General features: G+C 70.1%; 18 protein-coding genes. 13 read left to right on the top strand and 5 right to left on the bottom strand.

Going from position 1 to position 19549, the window contains the following annotated elements; genetic code table 11:
• Window positions 1-45 precede the first annotated feature (45 nt).
• Entirely contained in the window at window positions 46-1410 is a 1365-nt protein-coding gene (locus tag ACPEEZ_RS08685; protein WP_423917545.1) for a glucose-6-phosphate dehydrogenase, read from the bottom strand.
• Window positions 1411-1628: 218 nt separating this feature from the next.
• Window positions 1629-2807, bottom strand: coding sequence for an FUSC family protein (locus ACPEEZ_RS08690; protein ID WP_423917547.1), 1179 nt, complete (start codon window positions 2805-2807; stop codon window positions 1629-1631).
• Window positions 2808-2926: 119 nt separating this feature from the next.
• On the opposite strand from ACPEEZ_RS08690, the gene ACPEEZ_RS08695 reads away from it, so the two are divergent.
• The 8 genes from ACPEEZ_RS08695 (at window position 2927) to ACPEEZ_RS08730 (ending at window position 13860) form a co-directional block, all read left to right on the top strand.
• The gene (locus ACPEEZ_RS08695; protein WP_423917550.1) at window positions 2927-6400 is read left to right on the top strand and encodes a DNA polymerase III subunit alpha; all 3474 of its coding nucleotides are present in this window, start codon (window positions 2927-2929) and stop codon (window positions 6398-6400) included.
• Window positions 6401-6505: 105 nt separating this feature from the next.
• Window positions 6506-7528 carry a glutathione S-transferase family protein gene (locus tag ACPEEZ_RS08700; protein ID WP_423917553.1) on the top strand — a complete coding sequence of 341 codons (1023 nt, stop codon included), beginning with the start codon at window positions 6506-6508 and terminating at the stop codon, window positions 7526-7528.
• Complete coding sequence (locus ACPEEZ_RS08705; protein ID WP_423917556.1) at window positions 7525-7875, top strand: TraR/DksA family transcriptional regulator; 351 nt, start codon at window positions 7525-7527, stop codon at window positions 7873-7875. Before ACPEEZ_RS08700 ends, ACPEEZ_RS08705 begins: the two co-directional genes overlap by 4 nt.
• 120 nt (window positions 7876-7995) lie before the next feature.
• The gene (locus ACPEEZ_RS08710) at window positions 7996-8625 is read left to right on the top strand and encodes a TetR/AcrR family transcriptional regulator (protein WP_423917559.1); all 630 of its coding nucleotides are present in this window, start codon (window positions 7996-7998) and stop codon (window positions 8623-8625) included.
• Between the two features lie 118 nt (window positions 8626-8743).
• Entirely contained in the window at window positions 8744-10321 is a 1578-nt protein-coding gene (locus ACPEEZ_RS08715; protein ID WP_423917562.1) for an MDR family MFS transporter, read from the top strand.
• A gap of 147 nt (window positions 10322-10468) precedes the next feature.
• Complete coding sequence (locus tag ACPEEZ_RS08720) at window positions 10469-11707, top strand: GAF domain-containing protein (RefSeq protein ID WP_423917565.1); 1239 nt, start codon at window positions 10469-10471, stop codon at window positions 11705-11707.
• Window positions 11708-11866: 159 nt separating this feature from the next.
• Window positions 11867-13408 (top strand): acetaldehyde dehydrogenase ExaC, encoded by a 1542-nt coding sequence (exaC, locus tag ACPEEZ_RS08725; protein ID WP_423917568.1) that lies wholly within the window; start codon window positions 11867-11869, stop codon window positions 13406-13408.
• Entirely contained in the window at window positions 13408-13860 is a 453-nt protein-coding gene (locus tag ACPEEZ_RS08730) for a DUF779 domain-containing protein (protein ID WP_423917570.1), read from the top strand. Before exaC ends, ACPEEZ_RS08730 begins: the two co-directional genes overlap by 1 nt.
• A gap of 33 nt (window positions 13861-13893) precedes the next feature.
• Here the strand turns inward: ACPEEZ_RS08730 and ACPEEZ_RS08735 are convergent, their stop codons facing one another.
• Complete coding sequence (locus ACPEEZ_RS08735) at window positions 13894-14511, bottom strand: hypothetical protein (protein WP_423917573.1); 618 nt, start codon at window positions 14509-14511, stop codon at window positions 13894-13896.
• Window positions 14512-14661: 150 nt separating this feature from the next.
• On the opposite strand from ACPEEZ_RS08735, the gene rplU reads away from it, so the two are divergent.
• The 4 genes from rplU to ACPEEZ_RS08755 all read left to right on the top strand — a co-directional run bounded on the left by rplU (window position 14662) and on the right by ACPEEZ_RS08755 (window position 17771).
• A complete protein-coding gene (rplU, locus tag ACPEEZ_RS08740) occupies window positions 14662-14970 on the top strand; it encodes a 50S ribosomal protein L21 (RefSeq protein WP_423917575.1) in 309 nt (102 codons plus the stop codon).
• A gap of 15 nt (window positions 14971-14985) precedes the next feature.
• A complete protein-coding gene (rpmA, locus tag ACPEEZ_RS08745; RefSeq protein WP_423917578.1) occupies window positions 14986-15252 on the top strand; it encodes a 50S ribosomal protein L27 in 267 nt (88 codons plus the stop codon).
• A 123-nt stretch (window positions 15253-15375) separates the two neighbouring features.
• Window positions 15376-16551, top strand: a complete 1176-nt coding sequence (locus ACPEEZ_RS08750; protein ID WP_423917580.1) for an alcohol dehydrogenase catalytic domain-containing protein — start codon at window positions 15376-15378, stop codon at window positions 16549-16551.
• Between the two features lie 251 nt (window positions 16552-16802).
• On the top strand, window positions 16803-17771 hold the full coding sequence (locus ACPEEZ_RS08755; protein ID WP_423917583.1) for a phosphodiesterase: 969 nt from the start codon (window positions 16803-16805) through the stop codon (window positions 17769-17771).
• A 105-nt stretch (window positions 17772-17876) separates the two neighbouring features.
• On the opposite strand, the gene ACPEEZ_RS08760 is transcribed toward ACPEEZ_RS08755, so the two are convergent.
• Window positions 17877-18677 carry an oxygenase MpaB family protein gene (locus ACPEEZ_RS08760; protein WP_423917585.1) on the bottom strand — a complete coding sequence of 267 codons (801 nt, stop codon included), beginning with the start codon at window positions 18675-18677 and terminating at the stop codon, window positions 17877-17879.
• 39 nt (window positions 18678-18716) lie between these two features.
• On the opposite strand from ACPEEZ_RS08760, the gene ACPEEZ_RS08765 reads away from it, so the two are divergent.
• Window positions 18717-19208 (top strand): NUDIX hydrolase, encoded by a 492-nt coding sequence (locus ACPEEZ_RS08765; RefSeq protein WP_423917588.1) that lies wholly within the window; start codon window positions 18717-18719, stop codon window positions 19206-19208.
• Between the two features lie 25 nt (window positions 19209-19233).
• Here the strand turns inward: ACPEEZ_RS08765 and ACPEEZ_RS08770 are convergent, their stop codons facing one another.
• The gene (locus ACPEEZ_RS08770; protein WP_423917591.1) at window positions 19234-19509 is read right to left on the bottom strand and encodes a hypothetical protein; all 276 of its coding nucleotides are present in this window, start codon (window positions 19507-19509) and stop codon (window positions 19234-19236) included.
• Window positions 19510-19549: the final 40 nt, after the last annotated feature.

Here is a 19549-nt window from a genome sequence, read left to right on the forward strand (position 1 = left end):
CGAGGCGGCCTTCGTGTCGTGCGGGGTGCGGTCAGACCACCGGGATCAGGACGGCCAGTCGGTCGGGCCGGTCGAGCCGGCGGCGTACGTGTCGAGCGGCACGCTGCCCTTCTTCCAGGCCTCGATCACCGGCGCGACGATCGCCCAGCAGCGCTCCGCGACGTCGCCGCGGATCGACAGCGTCGGGTCGTCGTGGAACACGCCGCTGAGGACCTCGCCGTAGGGGGTCAGCTCGGGCTTGCCGAGGGTGACCTGGAACGTCGACTTCTCGAGGTGGAAGGGGTTGCCCTTGCCGTTGGTCGTGACGCCGAGCTCCATCGTCTCGGGGCTGATCTCGATGCGCAGCGTGTCGGGGGTCGACGAGCCCTGCAGGCCTTCGGGGAGAGCGGGCACCGGCTTGAAGGTGATCAGCACCTCCTTGCGGATCTTCGTCATGCCCTTGCCCGAGCGGAGGATGAACGGCACGCCGGCCCAGCGGCGGGTCTTGACCTCGAACTCGACCTCGGCCAGCGTCTCGGTCTCGCGCGAGTTGTCGACGCCGTCCTCGTCGCGGTACGACGGGACGTCCTTGCCCTCGATGGTGCCGGCCGTGTACTGCGCGCGACGGCTCGAGGCGACGGGGTCGCCGTCCTTGACCCAGGTGGCACGCAGGACGCGGGCGATCTCGCTGCGGAGCTCGACGGCGTTGATGTTCGACGGCGCGTCCATGGCGATGATGGCGAGCACCTGCAGCAGGTGGCTCTGGATCATGTCGATCAGCGCGCCGGCCTTGTCGTAGTACTGCGCACGACCCTCGAGACCGAGGACCTCGTCGTAGAAGATCTCGACCTTCTCGATGTTGTCGCTGTTCCAGACCGGCTCGAACAGACGGTTCGCGAAGCGCAGGCCGATCATGTTGAGCACGGTCGAGCGACCGAGGAAGTGATCCGTGCGGTGGATGCGCTCTTCGGGGACGATCTTCAACAGCTCGGCGTTGAGCTCGCGAGCCGACTCCTCGTCGGAGCCGAACGGCTTCTCGAGCGCGAGGCTGATGCCCTCGGGCAGGTCGATCTCGGCGAGCGCCTGGATGACCTTCGTGCTGATCGCGGGCGGCAGGGCGAAGTAGAGGACCGGGGTGCCCTGGGAGGCGGCGAGCAGCTTCTTGAGGTGGTCGACGTCGGTGGGGTCGCCCTGGATGTACTGGCTGGAGGCGAGGGTCTTCTTGGCGAGGTCGCTGCCGGCGTCGCCGTTGAAGGCGGTCTTCACGACGTCGTCCCACTCTTCGGGGCTGCGCTCGCTGCGGCCGGTGCCGATCAGCTGGACGTCGACGCCGCGGTCGCTCTTCAGCAGGCTGGCGAGGCCGGGCAGCAGGAGGCGCTCGGTGAGGTCGCCGCTGGCGCCGAGGATGATGAGGGTGCTGGTGTCGGTCACGGTGCTGCTGTTCGGCATCAGAGGGTCGGCTCGGAGCGAGTCGGGTTGTGCGTGGTCATGGACGTCCTTTCCGAAGTGAACCTAGGCGGCCCTCGAGGATCAACGCGTGGGCCGACCGGGCATTCCCAGAGAAGAGGACTCCGGAGAAGAAGACGGCGCGGGCGCGCTGCGGCCTCGATGCCGGGTTCAACCGTACTGCCGAACGGCCGGACGCGTTGTCAGTCGCCGGACCGCGCCTCCGGAGCCTCGGCCTGGTCGTCGGCCGAGTCGGTGTCGTGTGCCTCCTGGGTCTCGATCGAGTCGGTGTCGGTAGGACGTGGGGCGGTGTCGTCGCCGGGGTCGAGGGCGGCGACGACGCGGTCGAGCGAGACGGCGACGGAGATGCCTCCGCTGAGCTCGCCCGCGTCGCGGCGGCGGTCGTCGAGGTCGCGCCAGAGGGCTTCGACGTCGCGGCGTGCGCGACGGAACGCGTCGGCGTCGTCGCCGCCCCGGGCACGGATGACCTCGGCGACGCTGTGGGTGGCGCGCGCGAGCGGGGCCGCGAGCTCGTCGACGAGGCCGATCCGGCCCGGCACCCGGCGGGCGATCAGGCCGGAGACCTCGGCGATGTCCTGCAGGTGGAACCCGATGCGTTCGAACACGACGAGGTCGACGTAGTCGCCGGCGATGTCGCGGCCGCGGAAGATCCGCCGCGGGTTGGCCCGGCGGGACTCGTCGGCGAACTGGACGGTGTCGCGGACGTGGCGCAGGGTCTCGGGCAGGACTCCGACGCGGCGCTCCCAGTCGTCGTCCTCGATCGGCCAGGTCGCCTCGAAGACGCCGGCGACCTCGTCGAGGCGGTCGGCGAGCGAGGCCTGGACCCGCCGGAGCCGCTTCTCGGCCTGGGTCGTGTAGAGCGGTGGGACGAGCACGATGTTGACCACGACGCCGACGGTGATGCCGACACCGAGCTGCACGATGTATCCCATCGAGTAGTCCTCGCTGTTGGCACCGCCGAGCAGCAGCACGAACAGGCCGACCGTGAGCACCCAGTCGCGGCCGGCGCCGAGCCACCGGATGCCGCCGATCAGGACGCCGACGCCCACGACGACGGCCACGGCGAGGACACCGGGGCGCCCGGTCTGCAGGGCGATGACCAGGGTCGCGAGTCCGATGCCGATGACGACTCCGATGATCGCCTTGATGCCCTCGCGCAACGAGCTCTGCACGGTCGGGTACATGGCGATGACGGCGCCGAGCGGCGCGTAGTAGGGGTAGTTGGCCGCGACTCCGGGGATGTGGGGTGCGATCCACCAGGACAGGGCTGCGGCGAGCGCCGCCTTCACGGCCAGCAGGAGGCGCGGCTGGCCGAGCAGGGTTCCGAGCAGTCGGAGGCGGTGGCGGGAGGGATCGGGCACCTGGGCATGATGTCAGCAGCGGCGGGGCGACGTACACTTCTCGAACACACGTTCGAACGACCCGGCCGGGGTTCGTCGACACGGTCTCGACCTCTCGTTCACGACCCGGAGCACGACCCATGCGTTTCACCCATCTGCACGTCGCCTCGGCGTTCAGTGCCCACTACGGCACGGCGCAGCCGGTGACCCTCGTCGAGCGGGCGGTCGAGAACGGTGCGGATGCGGCGACGGTGACCGATCGGGACGGCCTCTACGGTGCCATCCGTCACATCGGCGCGTGCCGGCAGGCGGGCATCGACGCGATCGTGGGTGTCGAGCTGGGTGTCGCCGACGACCGGGCGGATGCCGCACGGGCACGGGAGGAACGGTCGGGTGACGCGGCGGCGGGCGAGAGGGCGAGCGGCACGAAGGCGGATCGCATCGTCGTGCTGGCGCACGGCTCCCGGCAGGGAGGCGCGGCGGCGGCCGGGTGGGCGTCGCTGTGTCGGGTCATCAGCGCGGCACACGGCCGGGCGACACGGCGTGTCAGCGGGACGGCGAACAGTGCCGCGACGATCGGACGCTCCCGGCTGAGGGCCTTCCTCGTCGGGGACGACGGCGCCACGGGGACGGTGCTGCTCGGCCCCGACTCCGACGTCGGGCGACTGGTCGCCGCCGGGCGGCACACGGAGGCCGCGGCCTCCCTCGCCGACTGGGCCGCGATGCTCCCGGGCGGCGTCGTCGTCGAGGTCGTCTGCCATCTGACGGAGCCGGGCGAGAGCCGCAGTATCCGGCACGCCGCCCGGATGCTCGAGTTGGCCGACCACGTCGGCGTGCCCGCTGTGCTGACGAACGCGGTGCGCTACCTCGACCCCGACGACGCGGTGACCGGGGACGTCCTCGACTCGGCCGGTCATCTGGCGCCCCTCGGCGCGTTCACACCGCAGCCCAACGCCCAGGCGTATCTGAAGCCGGGTGACGAGATGCGCGACCTCGCCCGCCTGGTGACCGACGCCTCCTCGTTGCCCCGCAGCGCCGCCGAGGAGATGCTCGCCGCGACGGAGCGGCTGGCCGACCGGTGCCGGCTCGACCCCGAGGCGGATCTCGGCTGGCGGCGCCCCAAGGTGCCCGAGCTCAGTGCGATCGGGGTGGAGGGCGATCCGAACGAGGCGCTCTTCCGCCGCGCCGAGGCCGGGGTCACGGCCCGGTTCGGTCATGCCGACAACGCCCTGCGGCACCGTGTCGACGAGCGCATGCGCTACGAGCTCGGCATCATCACGGGATTCGGTTTCGCGGGCTACTTCCTGACCGTGGCCGACGTGTCGCAGCTGATGCGCGACCTGCGGGTCCGCAACGCGGCGCGCGGCTCCGGTGCCGGGAGTCTCGTCACCTATCTGCTGCGGATCTCGAACGTCGATCCGCTCGAGCACGACCTGCTGTTCGAGAGGTTCCTCGGCAACAAGCGCGAGACGCTGCCCGACATCGACATCGACGTCGAGTCGGCTCGACGGCACGAGGTGTACCGGGCGATCTTCGACCGCTACGGCAGCAACCGCGTGTCGCTGATGTCGATGCAGTCGACCTACCGGGCCCGGGGCGCCGTCCGCGACGCCGGTCAGGCGCTGGGACTCGACGACGACCAGATCGACCTCGTCGCGAACAACGTCTGGCGGTTCAACGCCCGCGACTTCCGTGCCGCGCTGGCCGAGAAGCCCGAGCTGCGGCAGATCGCCGAGCTGGCCCGCGACAACGGGCAGATCGACCTGCTCGTCGACCTCACCGAGCGGCTCGACCGCCTGCCCCGGCACATCTCGATGCACCCGTGCGGGGTGATCCTCGGCGACTCCGACCTGCTCAGCACCACGCCGGTGCAGCCGAGCGGCATGGGGCTGCCGATGAGCCAGTTCGACAAGCACGACATGAACGACGCCGGTCTGCTGAAGCTCGACGTGCTGGGGGTGCGCATGCAGAGCTCGATGGCGTTCGCGCTCGGTGAGATCGAACGCGTTAACGGCACGCGCACCGCGGTGGCCGGCGGGCTCCCGGTCGACGTGCCGTACGTGAACCGTCGGGGCCAGATCGAGCTCGACGAGATCCCGCACGACGACGAGCCCACCTACGAGGCGATCCGCACGACGCACACGCTCGGCATGTTCCAGATCGAGAGCCCCGGCCAGCGCGAGCTGATCGGCAAGATGCAGCCCGACCGGTACGAAGACCTGATCGCCGACATCTCGCTCTTCCGGCCCGGCCCGATGAAGGGCAACATGGTCGCGCCCTTCCTCGACACGAAGCACGGGTTCCAGAGACCCGACTACCTGCACCCGAGCTTCGCGAGCTTCCTCGACGACAGCTACGGGGTCGTGATCTACCACGAGCACGTGCTGCGCATCCTCGAGGCGACGATGGAGGTGTCCCTCGCCGAGGCGGACGAGATCCGTCGTCACATGGGCAAGGGCAACGACGACGACCTCGAACGGGAGTTCCGCCGGCGGACCACCCAGAACCGTGACGCCGAGGGACGTCGCCGGTTCACCGACGCCCAGGTCGATCGCATCTGGGGCGCGCTCAAGGGCTTCGGCTCGTTCGGCTTCTGCAAGGCGCACGGCGCCGCGTTCGCGCTGCCCACCTACCAGAGCGCCTGGCTGAAGACGCACTACCCGGCCGAGTTCCTGGCCGGCATCCTCACCCACGACCCGGGCATGTACCCACGCCGCCTGCTGCTGTCCGAGGCGAGGCGCATGGGCGTCCCGGTGCTGCCGCTCGACGTCAACGCGTCCGACGACGTCTACCACGTCGAGCGCGTCCGCCCCCCGGCCACCGCCGTCGCCCGCACCCGGCCGGGCGACCTCGGCATCCGCCTGTCGCTCTCCGACGTGCACGGCATCAGCGACGCCGAGCTCGCCCGGATCGTCGCCGGTCAGCCCTACGACTCGATCACCGACTTCTGGCAACGCGCCACCCCGTCGAGACGGCTGTTCGAGCGACTCGGCCAGGTCGGGGCGCTCGACTCGCTGGGCGGCGACGGCCGCACCCGCGGCGACGTGCTGGCCCGCATCCGGTCGCTGATCCAGCGGTCGACCCGGCCCCGCGCCTCCGACGTCGAGAACCAGCTCGACTTCACCATCGACGACACCCACCTCGTGCCGACCGGCACACCCGAGATCGGGCTCCGCGAACGGGTGAGCGACGAGCTCGACATCCTGTCGATGGAGGTCAGCGAGCACGTGATCGAGAGCTACCGGCCGATGCTCGACGAGCTCGGCGTGGTCCGGGCGGCCGACCTCCGCGATCACTGGAACGGCACGACCGTGCTCGTCGCCGGCATCCGGGTCGCCACCCAGACCCCGCCGATGCGAAGTGGCAAACGCGTCGTGTTCATCAGCCTGGACGACGGCAGCGGCTGCTCCGACTCGACCTTCTTCGAGGAGGCCCAGCAGCGCACGGGGTCCCTGCTCTTCGGCACCCGCCTGCTGCTCATCCAGGGCCGTACCCGGCGCACCGGCGAGCGCGGCATCTCGCTCGAGGCGGAGAACGCATGGGATCTGAAGACGCTGTGGCGCGACTGGAACGCGACCCGCGCCTCCTCGTCCCTGACCGTCGGCGAGTCCTGACCCCTGCCGCACCGTTCGCCACGGGCAGCCGTCGCGGGGCAGCCGTCGAGGGTCGCCCGTCGCCGCAGCCGGGAATCGACGACGGGCCGTGCGTAGGGTGGCGCCATGAGCGATCAGCAGGCCAAGGGCAGCTACGTCGAGCCGGGCCAGGAGTACACCCGCGACACCAACTACATCGAGGACCGCATCACGCGCGACGCCGCCGACGGGTGGCCGGTCGAGGCGGGCCGCTACCGCCTCGTCGCCGCCCGGGCGTGCCCCTGGGCGAACCGCAGCGTCATCTCGCGTCGTCTGCTCGGGCTCGAGGACGCCATCTCGCTCGGTCTGCCCGGCCCCACTCACGACGCCCGCAGCTGGACCTTCGACCTCGACCCCGACGGTCGCGACCCCGTGCTCGGCATCGAACGGCTGCAGGAGGCCTTCTTCGCACGCACCCCCGACTACCCGCGTGGCATCACGGTGCCGGCGATCGTCGACGTGCCGAGCGGCAAGGTCGTCACGAACGACTTCCCGCAGATCACGCTCGACTTCGCGACCGAGTGGACAGACTTCCACCGCGAGGGCGCTCCCGACCTCTACCCCGAGGCCCTGCGGCGCGAGATCGCCGAGGTGAACGCCGTGGTGTTCCGCGACGTCAACAACGGCGTCTACCGCGCCGGTTTCGCCGGGTCGCAGAAGAGCTACGAACGGGCCTACCGCACCCTGTTCGAACGACTCGACTGGTTGTCCGAGCGACTCGCCGGTCAGCGCTACCTGGTCGGCGACACCATCACCGAGGCCGACATCCGCCTGTTCACGACGCTCGCCCGGTTCGACGCGGTCTACCACGGGCACTTCAAGTGCAACCGAAACAAACTGACCGAGATGCCGGTGCTCTGGGCCTACGCCCGCGACCTGTTCCAGACCCCCGGATTCGGCGACACGATCGACTTCGACCAGATCAAGGCCCACTACTACGTGGTGCACTCCGACATCAACCCCACCGGCATCGTCCCGGCCGGGCCCGACCCATCGGGGTGGCTCACCGAGCACGGGCGCGAGCGGCTCGGCGGCCGCCCCTTCGGCGACGGGACTCCCCCGGCCCCACCCCGCGCGGGCGAAGAAGTGCCGCCGCTCGTGACGGCGTGACGGTCGATCGCGTGCTCGACCCGACCGATCGGCTGCGCGCCACGCGGGACGACGCGCTCGCCCTGGCCGAGCGGCTGCAGGGCGACATGGAGGCGGTGGCCGCGGCCCGCGAGGGAGCCAACGTCGACGACGAACACGACCCCGAGGGCGCCACCATCGCCTACGAACGGTCGCAGCTCGATGCCGTCCGGCGGTCGGCGCTCGAGCGGGCCACCGACGCCGAGGCCGCCCTCTCCCGGATCGCCGACGGCACCTTCGGGCGATGCGAGCGCTGCTCCGCCCGCATCGGGGAGGCGCGGCTCGAGGCGCGACCCGCGGCCCGACTCTGCATCGACTGCGCGAGCTGAGCTAGCCGAGCGAGCTGAGCTAGCTGAGCTAGCTGCGCGAGCTGAGCTAGCTGAGCTAGCTGAGCTAGCCGAGCAAAAAAGAGTCAACACGTAAAGTTACAGAGGGTGTATCTTTACGGGGTGCCTACTTCTACAGACGAGCGACCCGGACTCCGCGAGCGCAAACGCCAGGCCACGCTGACCGCCATCCAGCGCGCGGCGATCGACCTGTCGCTCGAGCTCGGCTACGACGCCGTCACCGTCGACATGATCTGCGAGCGCTGCGAGATCTCGGCGAAGACGTTCTTCAACTACGTCGGCTCGAAGGAGAACGCGGTGCTCGGCCCCGACGACGACGGGCTCGACGACGCCGACCTCGACGCGTTCGTGTCCGTCGACCACGACGACGTCGTGGAGGCCCTCGTGTCGCTCATCGTGCGGGTGGCGCTCGCGTCGGACGACGGATCGGCCCGCGATCGGCACCGTGCGATCGTGGACAGCCCCGAGCTGATGCAGCACCAGCTCCGCCGCATCGACACCGCCGAGGCACGCATGCAGGCGGTCGTCTGCCGCTGGATGGCGGCGCATCCCGGTCGCCTGCCCGAGCCGCCGCACGGCGCCACGACCGACGACCAGGCCCGCATGGTGGTGCTGTTCGTCGGCTCGGTGCTGCGGTTCAGCATCCCACGCCTGTTCGACGCCCCGCCCGGTGCCGACGCCGAGCAGATCCTGCGCGACTGTCTGGGCGTGTACCGCAGCCTGCGCCCCTGAGTCCGGCGTCGACAGAGTCGACCCGACCCGCACCTCCCCCGTTTCCGCCTACGGCAGCCGGAACCCACCCCCGACCGCCCGCTCTCGGGCGGCGCCACCTCGCCGTAGGAGAACAGCCATGTCCACCGAATCACCCGAGCGCACGAGCGCCCGTCCCGAGGGAGCCGCGCCCGCCGCACCCGACGCCGCGCCCGTCGCCTCCAAGCGCACGATCCTCTTCATCTTCATCGGGCTGATGGTCACGATGCTGTTGTCGAGCCTCGACCAGACCGTCTTCAGCACCGCGCTGCCGACCATCGTCGGCGAGCTCAACGGCGTCGACCACATGCTGTGGGTGACCACCGGGTACATCCTCGCCTCGACCATCGTGATGCCGATCTACGGCAAGCTCGGCGACACCATCGGCCGCAAGGGGCTGTTCCTCGCGGCGGTCGGCATCTTCATCGCCGGCTCGATCGTCGGCGGCATGGCCGACTCGATGGCCTGGCTGATCGCCGGTCGCGCCATCCAGGGTCTCGGCGGCGGCGGGCTCATCATCCTGTCGCAGGCGATCATCGCCGACGTCGTCCCCGCCCGCGAGCGTGGCAAGTACATGGGCGTCATGGGCGGCGTGTTCGCCCTCTCGGCCGTGCTCGGGCCCATCCTCGGCGGCTGGTTCACCGAGGGCATCGGCTGGCGCTGGGCGTTCTGGATCAACGTGCCGCTCGGCCTGCTCGCCATGGCGATGGCCGCCGTCTTCATCCGCCTGCCGAAGCGCGACACGCACCGCCCGACGCTCGACGTGCTCGGCATCGTGTTCATGGCGATCGCCGCGGCCTCGATCGTGCTCGTCACGAGCTGGGGTGGCACCGAATACGACTGGAACTCGCCTCTCATCATCGGCCTGATCGTCTCGGCCGTCGTCGGCAGCGTGCTGTTCGTGCTCGCCGAGCGTCGCGCCGCCGAGCCGATCATCCCGCTGCACCTGTTCCGCGACCGCAACTTCAACCTCGCGACGATCGGCGGTCTCGCCCTCGCCGTCGCGATGTTCGGCTCGATCGCCTACCTGCCGACCTACCTGCAGATGGTGCACAGCGTCAACGCCACCGAGGCGGGTCTCATGCTGCTGCCCCTGATGGCCGGTCTCATGATCTCGGCCATCGGCTCGGGCCAGCTCGCCAGCCGGTCGGGTCGCTACAAGTGGATGCCGATCACCGGCGCCGTCATCATGGCGATCGCCCTGACCCTGCTGTCGACACTCCAGACGACCACGTCGATCGTCGTGCTCGGCGTGTTCATCTTCGTGCTCGGCTTCGGCATCGGTCTCGGCATGCAGATCCTGGTGCTGATCGTGCAGAACGCGTTCCCCCGCGAGGTCGGCACGGCCACCGCGGCGAACAACTTCTTCCGCGAGATCGGTGCGTCGATCGGCACCGCCATCGTGGGCGCCCTGTTCACGAACCGCCTCACCGAGCTGCTGTCCGAGCGGCTGCCCGCGGGTGCCGCCGACGCCGGCGTGTCCGAGAACTCGCTCACCCCGTCCGTGGTCGCGAAGCTGCCGGATGCGATCTCGGGCCCGATCATCGCGTCGTACAACGACTCGCTGACCCCCGTGTTCCTGTATCTCGCGCCGGTGCTCCTGGCCGCCGCCATCGTCCTGGCGTTCGTGAAGGAGCGTCCGCTCGACACGAGCATCGGCGAGGGCGTCGGCCACTAGACGCCGACGCTCTCCCCGCCAGGTCGACGCGGCACCTGCCGAACAACCGGGAGGCGCTGGTGACGACCCCGGGATCGACGTACCCTGAGCAGCACCACGGCGACGGAGCCGAGTGACTCCGCCGCGTCCAGCCGACGAGGGGGTGCCATGCCCGAACACGCGGGTCTCCCCCGGCCCCTCGTCGCCGAGTCCTGGCGGCGTGCCACCCGAGGGCGGGTCGACCCCGATGCGATGCCGCCGCTCGCCCTGCCGCTCGACGATCTGGCCTCCTACCGCCGCGATCACCCGTTGTCGTCCGTGCTGCCCGTCGTCCGGCGCCTGCTGCTCGACGACGCCGAGGGCTCCGGGCTGCTCGTCGCGATCGCCGACGACGCCGGTCGCCTGCTCTGGGTCGAGGGCGACCGCGAGGCGCGGCACAAGGCCGAGCGCATGCTCTTCGTCGAGGGGGCCGGCTGGTCGGAGGCGCGGGTCGGCACGTCTGCGCCCGGCACGGCCCTCGCACTGGACCACGGCGTGCAGATCCGCCGGTCCGAGCACTACAACCACCTGGTGCAGGAGTGGAGCTGCACCGCCGTCCCCATCCACGACCCGAGCACGGGGCTGCTGCTCGGCGTGCTCGACCTCACCGGCGACGACCGGGCGGTCGGGCCGCAGACGCTCCCCCTGCTGCGCGCGACGGTCGCCGCCGTCGAGGCCGAATTGACTCTCGGCCGACTGGCCTCCCGGCGCGATCGGACGCACGCCGTGCCTCCGGCCGGTGATCGCGTGCCGCCGCGGCGGACGCGTCGCGCCGCCACGGTCGAGACCCGGTTGGAGGCGCTGGGCCGAGACGAGGCCCGTCTCGTCGTCGGGGGCCGCACCACGCGACTGAGCCTGCGGCACTCCGAGATCCTGCTGCTGCTCGCGAGCCGGCCCGAGGGCTGGACGGCCCCGCATCTCGCCGACGCCGTCTACGGCGACGCCGCCTCGCTCGTGACGCTGCGGGCCGAGATCGTGCGCCTCCGCCACGCCCTCGACGTCGTCGACCCCACGCTCGCGCCCGTGTCGCGGCCCTATCGGCTGCCGCGCGCCATGGCGACCGACCTCGGCGACGCCGTCGACCTGCTCGATCGCGGAGCCCACCGTGCCGCCCTGGGCGCCCTCCGCCGCGTCGCCCTGCCGGGGTCGACGGCCCCGGGTGTCGAGGCACTGCGCCTCGACGTCGCCGCCCGCCTCCGCGAGTCGCTGCTCGAATCGGCGGCACCGGACGTGCTGCTGTCGTACGCCGCCTCCCTCGACGTCACGGACGGCGACGACGTCGACCTGCTGCGCGAACTGCTGCGCGTGCTGCCCGCCCGGTCTCCGAAACGCGCCGGGATCGTCGCGCGGCTCGCCCGCCTCGACTGACGGCATCCGCTGCCGTCGACCCGCACCACCGGTCGCGGTCGCGGTCGCCGGCGGCGTCGCCGTCGCCGTCGCAACGAGATGCAACGCTCGGCGTCCTATCGTCGCGCCCAGGCGCGGGCGACCCCCGCGCGAACCGACAACGACGTCGAAAGGGACACGATGACCATCACCACACCCCCGAGCACCTATGCGGCCCCCGGCACCGAAAGCTGCCCCGTCTCGTTCCGCAGTCGCTACGACCACTTCATCGGCGGCGAGTACGTCGCCCCGGCGAGCGGGCAGTACTTCGAGAACCCGTCACCGGTCAACGGCAAGGTCTTCACCGAGGTCGCGCGTGGCAACGCCGCCGACATCGACAAGGCCGTCGAGTCCGCCTGGCGGGCCTTCGACGGGTGGAAGCGCTCCACCATCGCCGAGCGCGCGCTGATGCTGAACCGCATCGCCGACCGCATGGAGGAGAACCTCGAGATGCTGGCCGTCGCCGAGACCTGGGACAACGGCAAGCCCATCCGCGAGTCGCTCGCCGCCGACGTGCCGCTCGCGATCGATCACTTCCGTTACTTCGCCGGGGCGATCCGGGCGCAGGAGGGCTCGACCGGCGAGATCGACAACGACACCGTCGCCTATCACTTCCACGAGCCGCTCGGCGTCGTGGGCCAGATCATCCCGTGGAACTTCCCGCTGCTGATGGCGGTCTGGAAGCTCGCCCCGGCCCTCGCCGCCGGCAACTGCGTCGTGCTGAAGCCGGCCGAGCAGACACCCGCGTCGATCCATGTCTTCGTCGATCTCGTCAAGGACCTCATCCCCGCCGGCGTGCTCAACGTCGTCAACGGCTTCGGCGTCGAGGCCGGCGCCCCGCTCGCCTCGCACCCGAACATCCGCAAGATCGCGTTCACGGGCGAGACCACGACGGGTCGCCTCATCATGCAGATGGCCAGCGAGAACCTCATCCCCGTCACCCTCGAGCTCGGCGGCAAGAGCCCCAACGTGTTCTTCGCCGACGTGGCCGACGAGCGTGACGACTTCTACGACAAGGCGCTCGAGGGCTTCTCGTTCTTCAACCTCAACTCGGGCGAGGTCTGCACCTGCCCGTCGCGGGCCCTCATCCAGCAGTCGATCTACGACCAGTTCCTGGCCGATGGACTCGACCGCGTGAAGCAGGTCAAGCAGGGCAACCCGCTGTCGATGGACACGATGATCGGCGCCCAGGCGTCGAACGATCAGCTGGAGAAGATCCTCAGCTACATGGACATCGGCAAGCAGGAGGGCGCGAAGCTGCTGCTCGGCGGCGACCGGGCGGACCTCGGCGGCGACCTGACCGACGGCTACTACGTCAACCCGACCATCTTCGAGGGTCGTAACTCGATGCGCATCTTCCAGGAGGAGATCTTCGGCCCCGTCCTGTCGGTCACGAACTTCTCCGACTACGACGACGCCATCAAGATCGCCAACGACACGCTCTACGGTCTCGGCGCCGGTGTCTGGAGCCGCAACGGAGCCCAGCTCTACCGGGCCGGCCGCGACATCCAGGCCGGGCGCGTGTGGTCGAACACGTATCACCAGTACCCCGCCGGTGCGGCGTTCGGCGGCTACAAGCAGTCGGGCATCGGACGCGAGAACCACAAGATGATGCTCGACCACTACCAGCAGACGAAGAACCTGCTCGTGTCGTACGCGGACGGTCCGATGGGCTTCTTCTGATGACGCCCGAACCGACAGCCCCGGAGGCACGGGTCGCCACCGCGCCTCCGGCGTCGGTCGCCGAGGCGGTGACGTCCACCCCCTCGCGGGTCGACGTCACCGCGGAGGCGGCCGCCTTCCTCGTCCGCCTCACGGCCCAGCACGGCCCCCTGATGTTCCACCAGTCGGGCGGCTGCTGCGACGGCTCGTCGCCCATGTGCTACCCCGTCGGGTTCTTCCGCATCGGCGCCGTGGACGTCCACCTGGGCGACCTGCACGTCGACGGCCTCGATCCAATCGAGGTGTACATGTCGCGTTCTCAGTTCGAGTACTGGAAGTACACGCATCTGACCATCGACGTCGTCGACGGCCGCGGTGCGGGCTTCTCGGTCGAGAGCCCCGAGGGCAAGCGATTCCTCATCCGGTCGCGGATGCTCACCGACGACGAACTGAGCGCCTTCGGTCTCGCCTGACGGTTCGGCCCGGTGCGTCGGCTGACGAGGGCGTCACGAATGGGGCACGGCGTACACGCCGTGCCCCACCCGTGCGATGCGGCCCTGGCGAGCCAGCACACTCAGGGTCGAGAGGACGCTGCTGCGGCGATAGTCGCCGCCGGCGGCCTCGAGCGCGTCGATGATCTCCGACGTCGTGCGCGGGCCGTCGGCCAGCAGGCCCGGCACCCGGTCGGACAGCGACGCGGTGGGGTCGAGGTCGACGTCACCGCCCTCGGAGGGGTTCTCGAGCGCGTACTCGCGCCGCGCCTCCTGAAGCTGTTCGCCCGTCACCCGGGTCACGGAGCCCTTCGCCTGCGCGTAGGGCGCGAGCGTCAGCGACCGGCCCACGCGGTTGTACACGTTCGACGCCGTGGTGCCCTGCTGGTCGGCGATCTCGGGGTAGGAGGCGCCGCCGAGCAGCAGCAGCGCCTCGCCCTCGAGCCCGAGCCACTGGCCGAGGCTCGCGAGCTCCCAGCCGTGGCGGCTGACCGTCTCGCCGACCCGCTCGATGTCGTCCCCGGCCTCGTCGAGGTCGTGCGCGAGATCGCGGACGAGTGCCTCGAGACGGTGTCGCGCGTCGGCGACGATGTCGGCGGTGAAGCGCGGCGGGTGGCGGAGCGGTTTCGACATGACGTCGCCATGTTAGGCCACATTTGATTCACGCTGACATTTGTGAAAGGCTATGCAAGTTCGCTTCGAGCCGCGGCTTCGCCGTGCCGAGCGATCCGACTTCGGCACCACCCGTTCGGGTGCGCGCCTCCCCATCAGTTAGGAACAACCATGGTCTACGCAGTCGTGCGCGCCGGTGGCCGTCAGGAGAAGGTCGAGGTGGGCACCATCGTGACCCTCGATCGCCTGAAGTCCGCCGAGGGCGAGAGCATCACCCTTCCCGCCGTCCTCCACGTCGACGGGGACACCGTCACCTCCGCGGCCGACGCGCTGGCGAAGATCACGGTCACCGCCGAGGTCCTCAACGACCTGCGCGGCCCGAAGATCACGATCCAGAACTACAAGAACAAGACCGGTTACAAGCGTCGCATGGGGTTCCGTGCCGACCTGACCCGCGTCAAGATCACCTCGATCAAGTAAGGGAGCTGAGAACGCATGGCACACAAAAAGGGAGCTAGCTCCACCCGCAACGGCCGCGACTCCAACGCTCAGCGCCTCGGCGTGAAGCGCTTCGGCGGTCAGGTCGTCCTCGCGGGCGAGATCCTCGTCCGTCAGCGGGGCACGCACTTCCACCCCGGCGCCAACGTCGGTCGTGGTGGCGACGACACCCTGTTCGCCCTCGCACCGGGGTCGGTCCAGTTCGGCACCAAGGGCGGCCGCAAGGTCGTCAACATCGTCGCCGCAGCGACGGTCGACGCGTAAGCACTCGCGATCCGCAGATAGGCGGTCGGGCCCTCACGGCCCGGCCGCCTTTCTCTGTGCCCGCCGAGCCAGTCTGTACCCCCACCTGTGTGCCCCACCCGACCGGGCGCGTAGACCGGACACATGAAGGCACTCACCTACCAGTCCGTCACCCACGTCTCGGTCGAAGACGTCCCCGACGCCCAGATCATCGATCCGACCGACGCGGTCATCCGCGTCACGTCGGCGGCCATCTGCGGCAGCGACCTGCATCTGTACGACGCCCTGGGCGCGTACCTCGACAAGGGCGACGTGCTGGGCCACGAGACCATGGGCGTCGTCACGCAGGTCGGTTCCGCCGTCAGCCGCATCAAGGTCGGCGACCGGGTCGTCGTGCCATTCGTCATCTCGTGCGGCCACTGCTTCATGTGCGACCGGGGCCTGTTCTCGCAGTGCGAGACCACCCAGGTCACCGAGTACGGGTCGGGTGCCACGCTCTACGGGTTCAGCAAGCTCTACGGCCAGGTACCCGGCGGGCAGGCCGAACAGCTGCGCATCGCCCTCGCCGACGCCAATCTCGTCACCGTCGGAGCGGAGCTTCCCGACGAGCGCTATCTCTTCCTCAGCGACATCCTGCCGACCGCCTGGCAGGGCGTGGAGTACGCCCAGGTGCCCGAGGGCGGCACGCTCGTGGTGCTGGGCCTCGGTCCGGTCGGGCAGTTCGCGTCGCGGATCGGCGCCTACCGCGGCTACCGTGTCATCGGCGTCGACCCCGTACCCGAGCGCCGGGTCATGGCGGCCCGGCACGGCATCGAGGTGCTCGACCTCACCGACGACGTCGCCGATGTGATCTCGGGCATGACCGACGGTCGCGGCCCCGACTCCGTCGTCGACGCGGTCGGCATGGAGGCGCACGAGCACGTGGGCATCGGGGTCGTCCAGAAGTTCGCCGCCGCGCTGCCCGACAAGATCGGTCAGGCCGTCATGCAGAAGGCCGGAATCGACAGCCTGGGTGCCATGCACCTGGCCTTCGAGATCGTCCGTCGCGGCGGTACCGTCTCGCTGAGCGGCGTCTACGGCGGCACGGCCGACCCGACCCCCTTCCTCACGCTCTTCGACAAGCAGATCACCATCAAGATGGGCCAGTGCAACGTCCAGAAGTGGATGGACACCCTCATGCCGCTGGTAGAGGACCCGTCCGACCCCCTGGGCACCGAGGACCTGGTCACGCACCCGGTCCCCCTCGCCCGCGCAGCCGAGATGTACGACGTGTTCAAGAAGAAGGAGGACGGCTGCATCAAGGTCGTCCTCAAGCCGTAGTAGGCCCCGAGGCTCCGTCCGCAGTCCCTGCACCACCATCAGGCCGTGTCCCCGAACGGGTGTCGCGCGCGCCGGCGAGTCCTCGCTAGCGTGGCTTCCCATTCGGGGAACACGGCCTGTTCGTGCGTTGTTCACCGGAACACGCACTCGCGTTCACCGCTCGCCAAGCAAACCCGTGATGGACTCGGTGCCGAATCAACAACGTGGGTCTCGTCCCGGGTCCCGCGTCGGCGACATCGAATGAGAGAACAATGGATCTCCGGACGGCCGAACACCCCAGGCCGAACCACTTCCTCCTGCACCTCAGCGACACGCATCTGATCGGTGGAGACGGCGACCTCTACGGCGCCGTCGACAGCGAGGCGCGACTCCGCCAGATCTTCGACGAGATCGAGGCATCGGGCGCCCGTCCCGAGGCCATCGTCTTCACCGGCGACCTGGCCGACCGCGGCGAGCCCGAGGCATACCGCAAGCTCCGCGCGTTGATAGAACCGGCCGCCGAACGCCTCGGTGCCCAGGTCATCTGGGCCATGGGCAACCACGACGAGCGCGGTGCGTTCCGTGAGCAGCTCTTCGGGCAGATCCCCTCGCAGCGCCCCGTCGACTTCGTCTACGACGTCAACGGACTCCGCGTCATCACCCTCGACACGAGCGTCCCGGGTCAGCACTACGGCGAACTCTCGGGCGAACAGCTCGACTGGCTCGCCGAGGAGCTGAGCGTCGACGCCCCCGACGGGACGGTCATCGCCATGCACCACCCGCCGGTGCCGAGCGTGCAAGACCTGTCCGTGCTCGTCGAGCTGCGCGACCAGGCTGCCCTGGCCGAGGTCATCGAGGGCAGCGACGTCCGGTCGATCATCGCCGGGCACCTGCACTACTCGACGAACGCCATGTTCGCCGGGGTGCCCGTCTCCGTCGCGTCGGCCACCTGCTACACGCAGGACCTCAACGTGATCCAGGGTGCCACCCGCGGCCGTGACGGCGCCCAGGCGTTCAACCTGGTGCACGTCTACGAGAACACGGTCGTGCACTCGGTCGTCCCGATCGGCACCTATGCCACGGTCGGCGAGTACGTCTCCCCCGAGTCGACGGCCGAGCGCCTCGCCCTCGCCGGGGTCCGCATCGCGCCCGCCGCCCCGCGGCACCGCAAGACCGACACCGCCCCCGTCCCGATCGTCGAGCGCGATCTGGCACTGACGGGGCCGATCGACACCCTCTGATCGCCGTCGCCCGACGCACGCGTCGCCGGGCGACGTCGCACTCCGAACCGAAGGAGGCGGTGGCCGGCCTGGCCACCGCCTCCTTCGTGTCCGGGCACGCCGTCGTCAGTGCGTCGCCGCGGCAATCGCCCGCGCGAGGCGCCGCCCGTAGTGGTCGCGCGCGACGTGTCGGAGACGATCCGGCAGCGACGGCACGACGCGTCGCGCGAGACGCATCACGCCCTCGAAGCGACGTTCTCGCCGACGACCCCAGGGCAGACCGAACTCGTCGCGGAGGCGCTCGGGCAGCAGACCCGTGGTGATCAGACGGGCGAGGGGCATCGCGAGCCTGATCGCGACGGGGACGTTCGTCGGGTGCAACAGTCGGTGGGCCACGCTCCGCGTCGTGGCGTCGACCCGGAGAGTCGCGAGCTGATCGCTCCAGTACCGCGCGAAGGCCTGGCGGTCGGCGGGCCAGAGGTCGGCGGGCATCTGCAGCGCGGTGCCGACCCTCTCGTATTCCCGATAGACGCGATCGAGGGTCTCGCCCGGGAGCGTGCCGAAGACGTACTCGACGATCGTCACGGCCGAGTCGTACAGCGTCGCCGCCACCCATAACTGGAGATGGGGGTCGAACGCGGTGTACGCGACCCGAGCGTCCGGAGACGATCGCACGGGGCCGTGCGCGCGGTTCACCATCCGACGCACGAACGCGACCTCGTCGGGTGAACCGAAGACGATGGCGTAGAGGTAGGTCATCGTGCCGTGGAGGCGGTCGAGCGGTCGCGAGGCGAAGTCGCTGTGGTCCGCGACCCCGTGACCCACCGCCGGGTGCGCGAGTTGCAGGAGCAGGGCGCGCCCCCCGCCGGCGAGGACCACGGCCTCCCCCGCCAGGTCGTGGAGGTCGTGGATCGGGCGCCGGGTCATGGGCGACAGCCTACGGAGGCGGGCCGCTAGGGTGCTGGCATGGCCACCCCCGACTTCGTCCTCGCCCTCCGCGACCGCGTCGGCACCGCACCGCTCTGGCTCTCGGGCGTCACCGCGGTCGTGCTGCGTGACGACGAGACCCTGCTGGTCCGTCGCGCCGACAACGGCGAGTGGACACCCGTCACCGGCATCATCGACCCGGGCGAGGAGCCCGCCGACGCCGCCGTGCGAGAGTGCGCCGAAGAGGCCGATGTGGTCGTCGAGCCGCTGCGCCTCGCCCTGGTCGGTGTGACGCACGAGGTCGTCTACGCGAACGGCGACCAGGCTCAGTATCTCGACCACACCTTCGTCATGCGCTGGATCTCGGGCGAGCCGGCCCCGGCCGACGGCGAGAACACGGAGGCGAGGTGGTTCCCCCTCGATGGACTGCCGCCGATGGCCGAGCACATGACGGCCCGTCTCGAGGCGGCTCGCCAGCCGGGCACGGGCGCGGCCTTCGGCTTCGCCGGGCGAATGGTCCGCCCCGTCTAGCCGCCCCCGCCCCCACGCACCGCCGTCAGTCGGACTTCTTCGACTTCGTGGCCTTCGTGACGAACGCGTCGCGCTCGTGGCGCAGCGATTCGACCGTCTCCGGGTCGAGGAAGTCGACGAACGGGTTGGGCTGACCGGTCTTGTCGGCGACCACCTGGGTGTAGGCCGCCGTGGCGACCCGGACCCGCTCCGTGGCCCGACCCGCGCGCTTCACCGACAACGGCCGTTCGTTCATCACCTCGCCGTGCTTCTTGATGGCTTTGACGAGGTCCTTGAGAGCGGTATCGATCTTCTTGGTCACGGGCACATTCTCGTGCATGAAAGTGAACACGCAAGCCACG

Source organism: Frigoribacterium sp. 2-23 (assembly GCF_049601585.1).
GTDB lineage: Bacteria > Actinomycetota > Actinomycetes > Actinomycetales > Microbacteriaceae > Frigoribacterium.

Bases quoted from the DNA above. Each gene is read 5' to 3' on its own strand.
- ACPEEZ_RS08695 (WP_423917550.1), top strand. From the start codon at position 2,927: ATGCGTTTCACCCATCTGCACGTCGCCTCGGCGTTCAGTGCCCACTAC.
- ACPEEZ_RS08720 (WP_423917565.1), top strand. From the start codon at position 10,469: ATGCCCGAACACGCGGGTCTCCCCCGGCCCCTCGTCGCCGAGTCCTGG.
- rplU (WP_423917575.1), top strand. From the start codon at position 14,662: ATGGTCTACGCAGTCGTGCGCGCCGGTGGCCGTCAGGAGAAGGTCGAG.
- ACPEEZ_RS08735 (WP_423917573.1), bottom strand. From the start codon at position 14,511: ATGTCGAAACCGCTCCGCCACCCGCCGCGCTTCACCGCCGACATCGTC.
- ACPEEZ_RS08715 (WP_423917562.1), top strand. From the start codon at position 8,744: ATGTCCACCGAATCACCCGAGCGCACGAGCGCCCGTCCCGAGGGAGCC.
- ACPEEZ_RS08765 (WP_423917588.1), top strand. From the start codon at position 18,717: ATGGCCACCCCCGACTTCGTCCTCGCCCTCCGCGACCGCGTCGGCACC.
- rpmA (WP_423917578.1), top strand. From the start codon at position 14,986: ATGGCACACAAAAAGGGAGCTAGCTCCACCCGCAACGGCCGCGACTCC.
- ACPEEZ_RS08700 (WP_423917553.1), top strand. From the start codon at position 6,506: ATGAGCGATCAGCAGGCCAAGGGCAGCTACGTCGAGCCGGGCCAGGAG.
- exaC (WP_423917568.1), top strand. From the start codon at position 11,867: ATGACCATCACCACACCCCCGAGCACCTATGCGGCCCCCGGCACCGAA.
- ACPEEZ_RS08760 (WP_423917585.1), bottom strand. From the start codon at position 18,677: ATGACCCGGCGCCCGATCCACGACCTCCACGACCTGGCGGGGGAGGCC.
- ACPEEZ_RS08750 (WP_423917580.1), top strand. From the start codon at position 15,376: ATGAAGGCACTCACCTACCAGTCCGTCACCCACGTCTCGGTCGAAGAC.
- ACPEEZ_RS08755 (WP_423917583.1), top strand. From the start codon at position 16,803: ATGGATCTCCGGACGGCCGAACACCCCAGGCCGAACCACTTCCTCCTG.
- ACPEEZ_RS08730 (WP_423917570.1), top strand. From the start codon at position 13,408: ATGACGCCCGAACCGACAGCCCCGGAGGCACGGGTCGCCACCGCGCCT.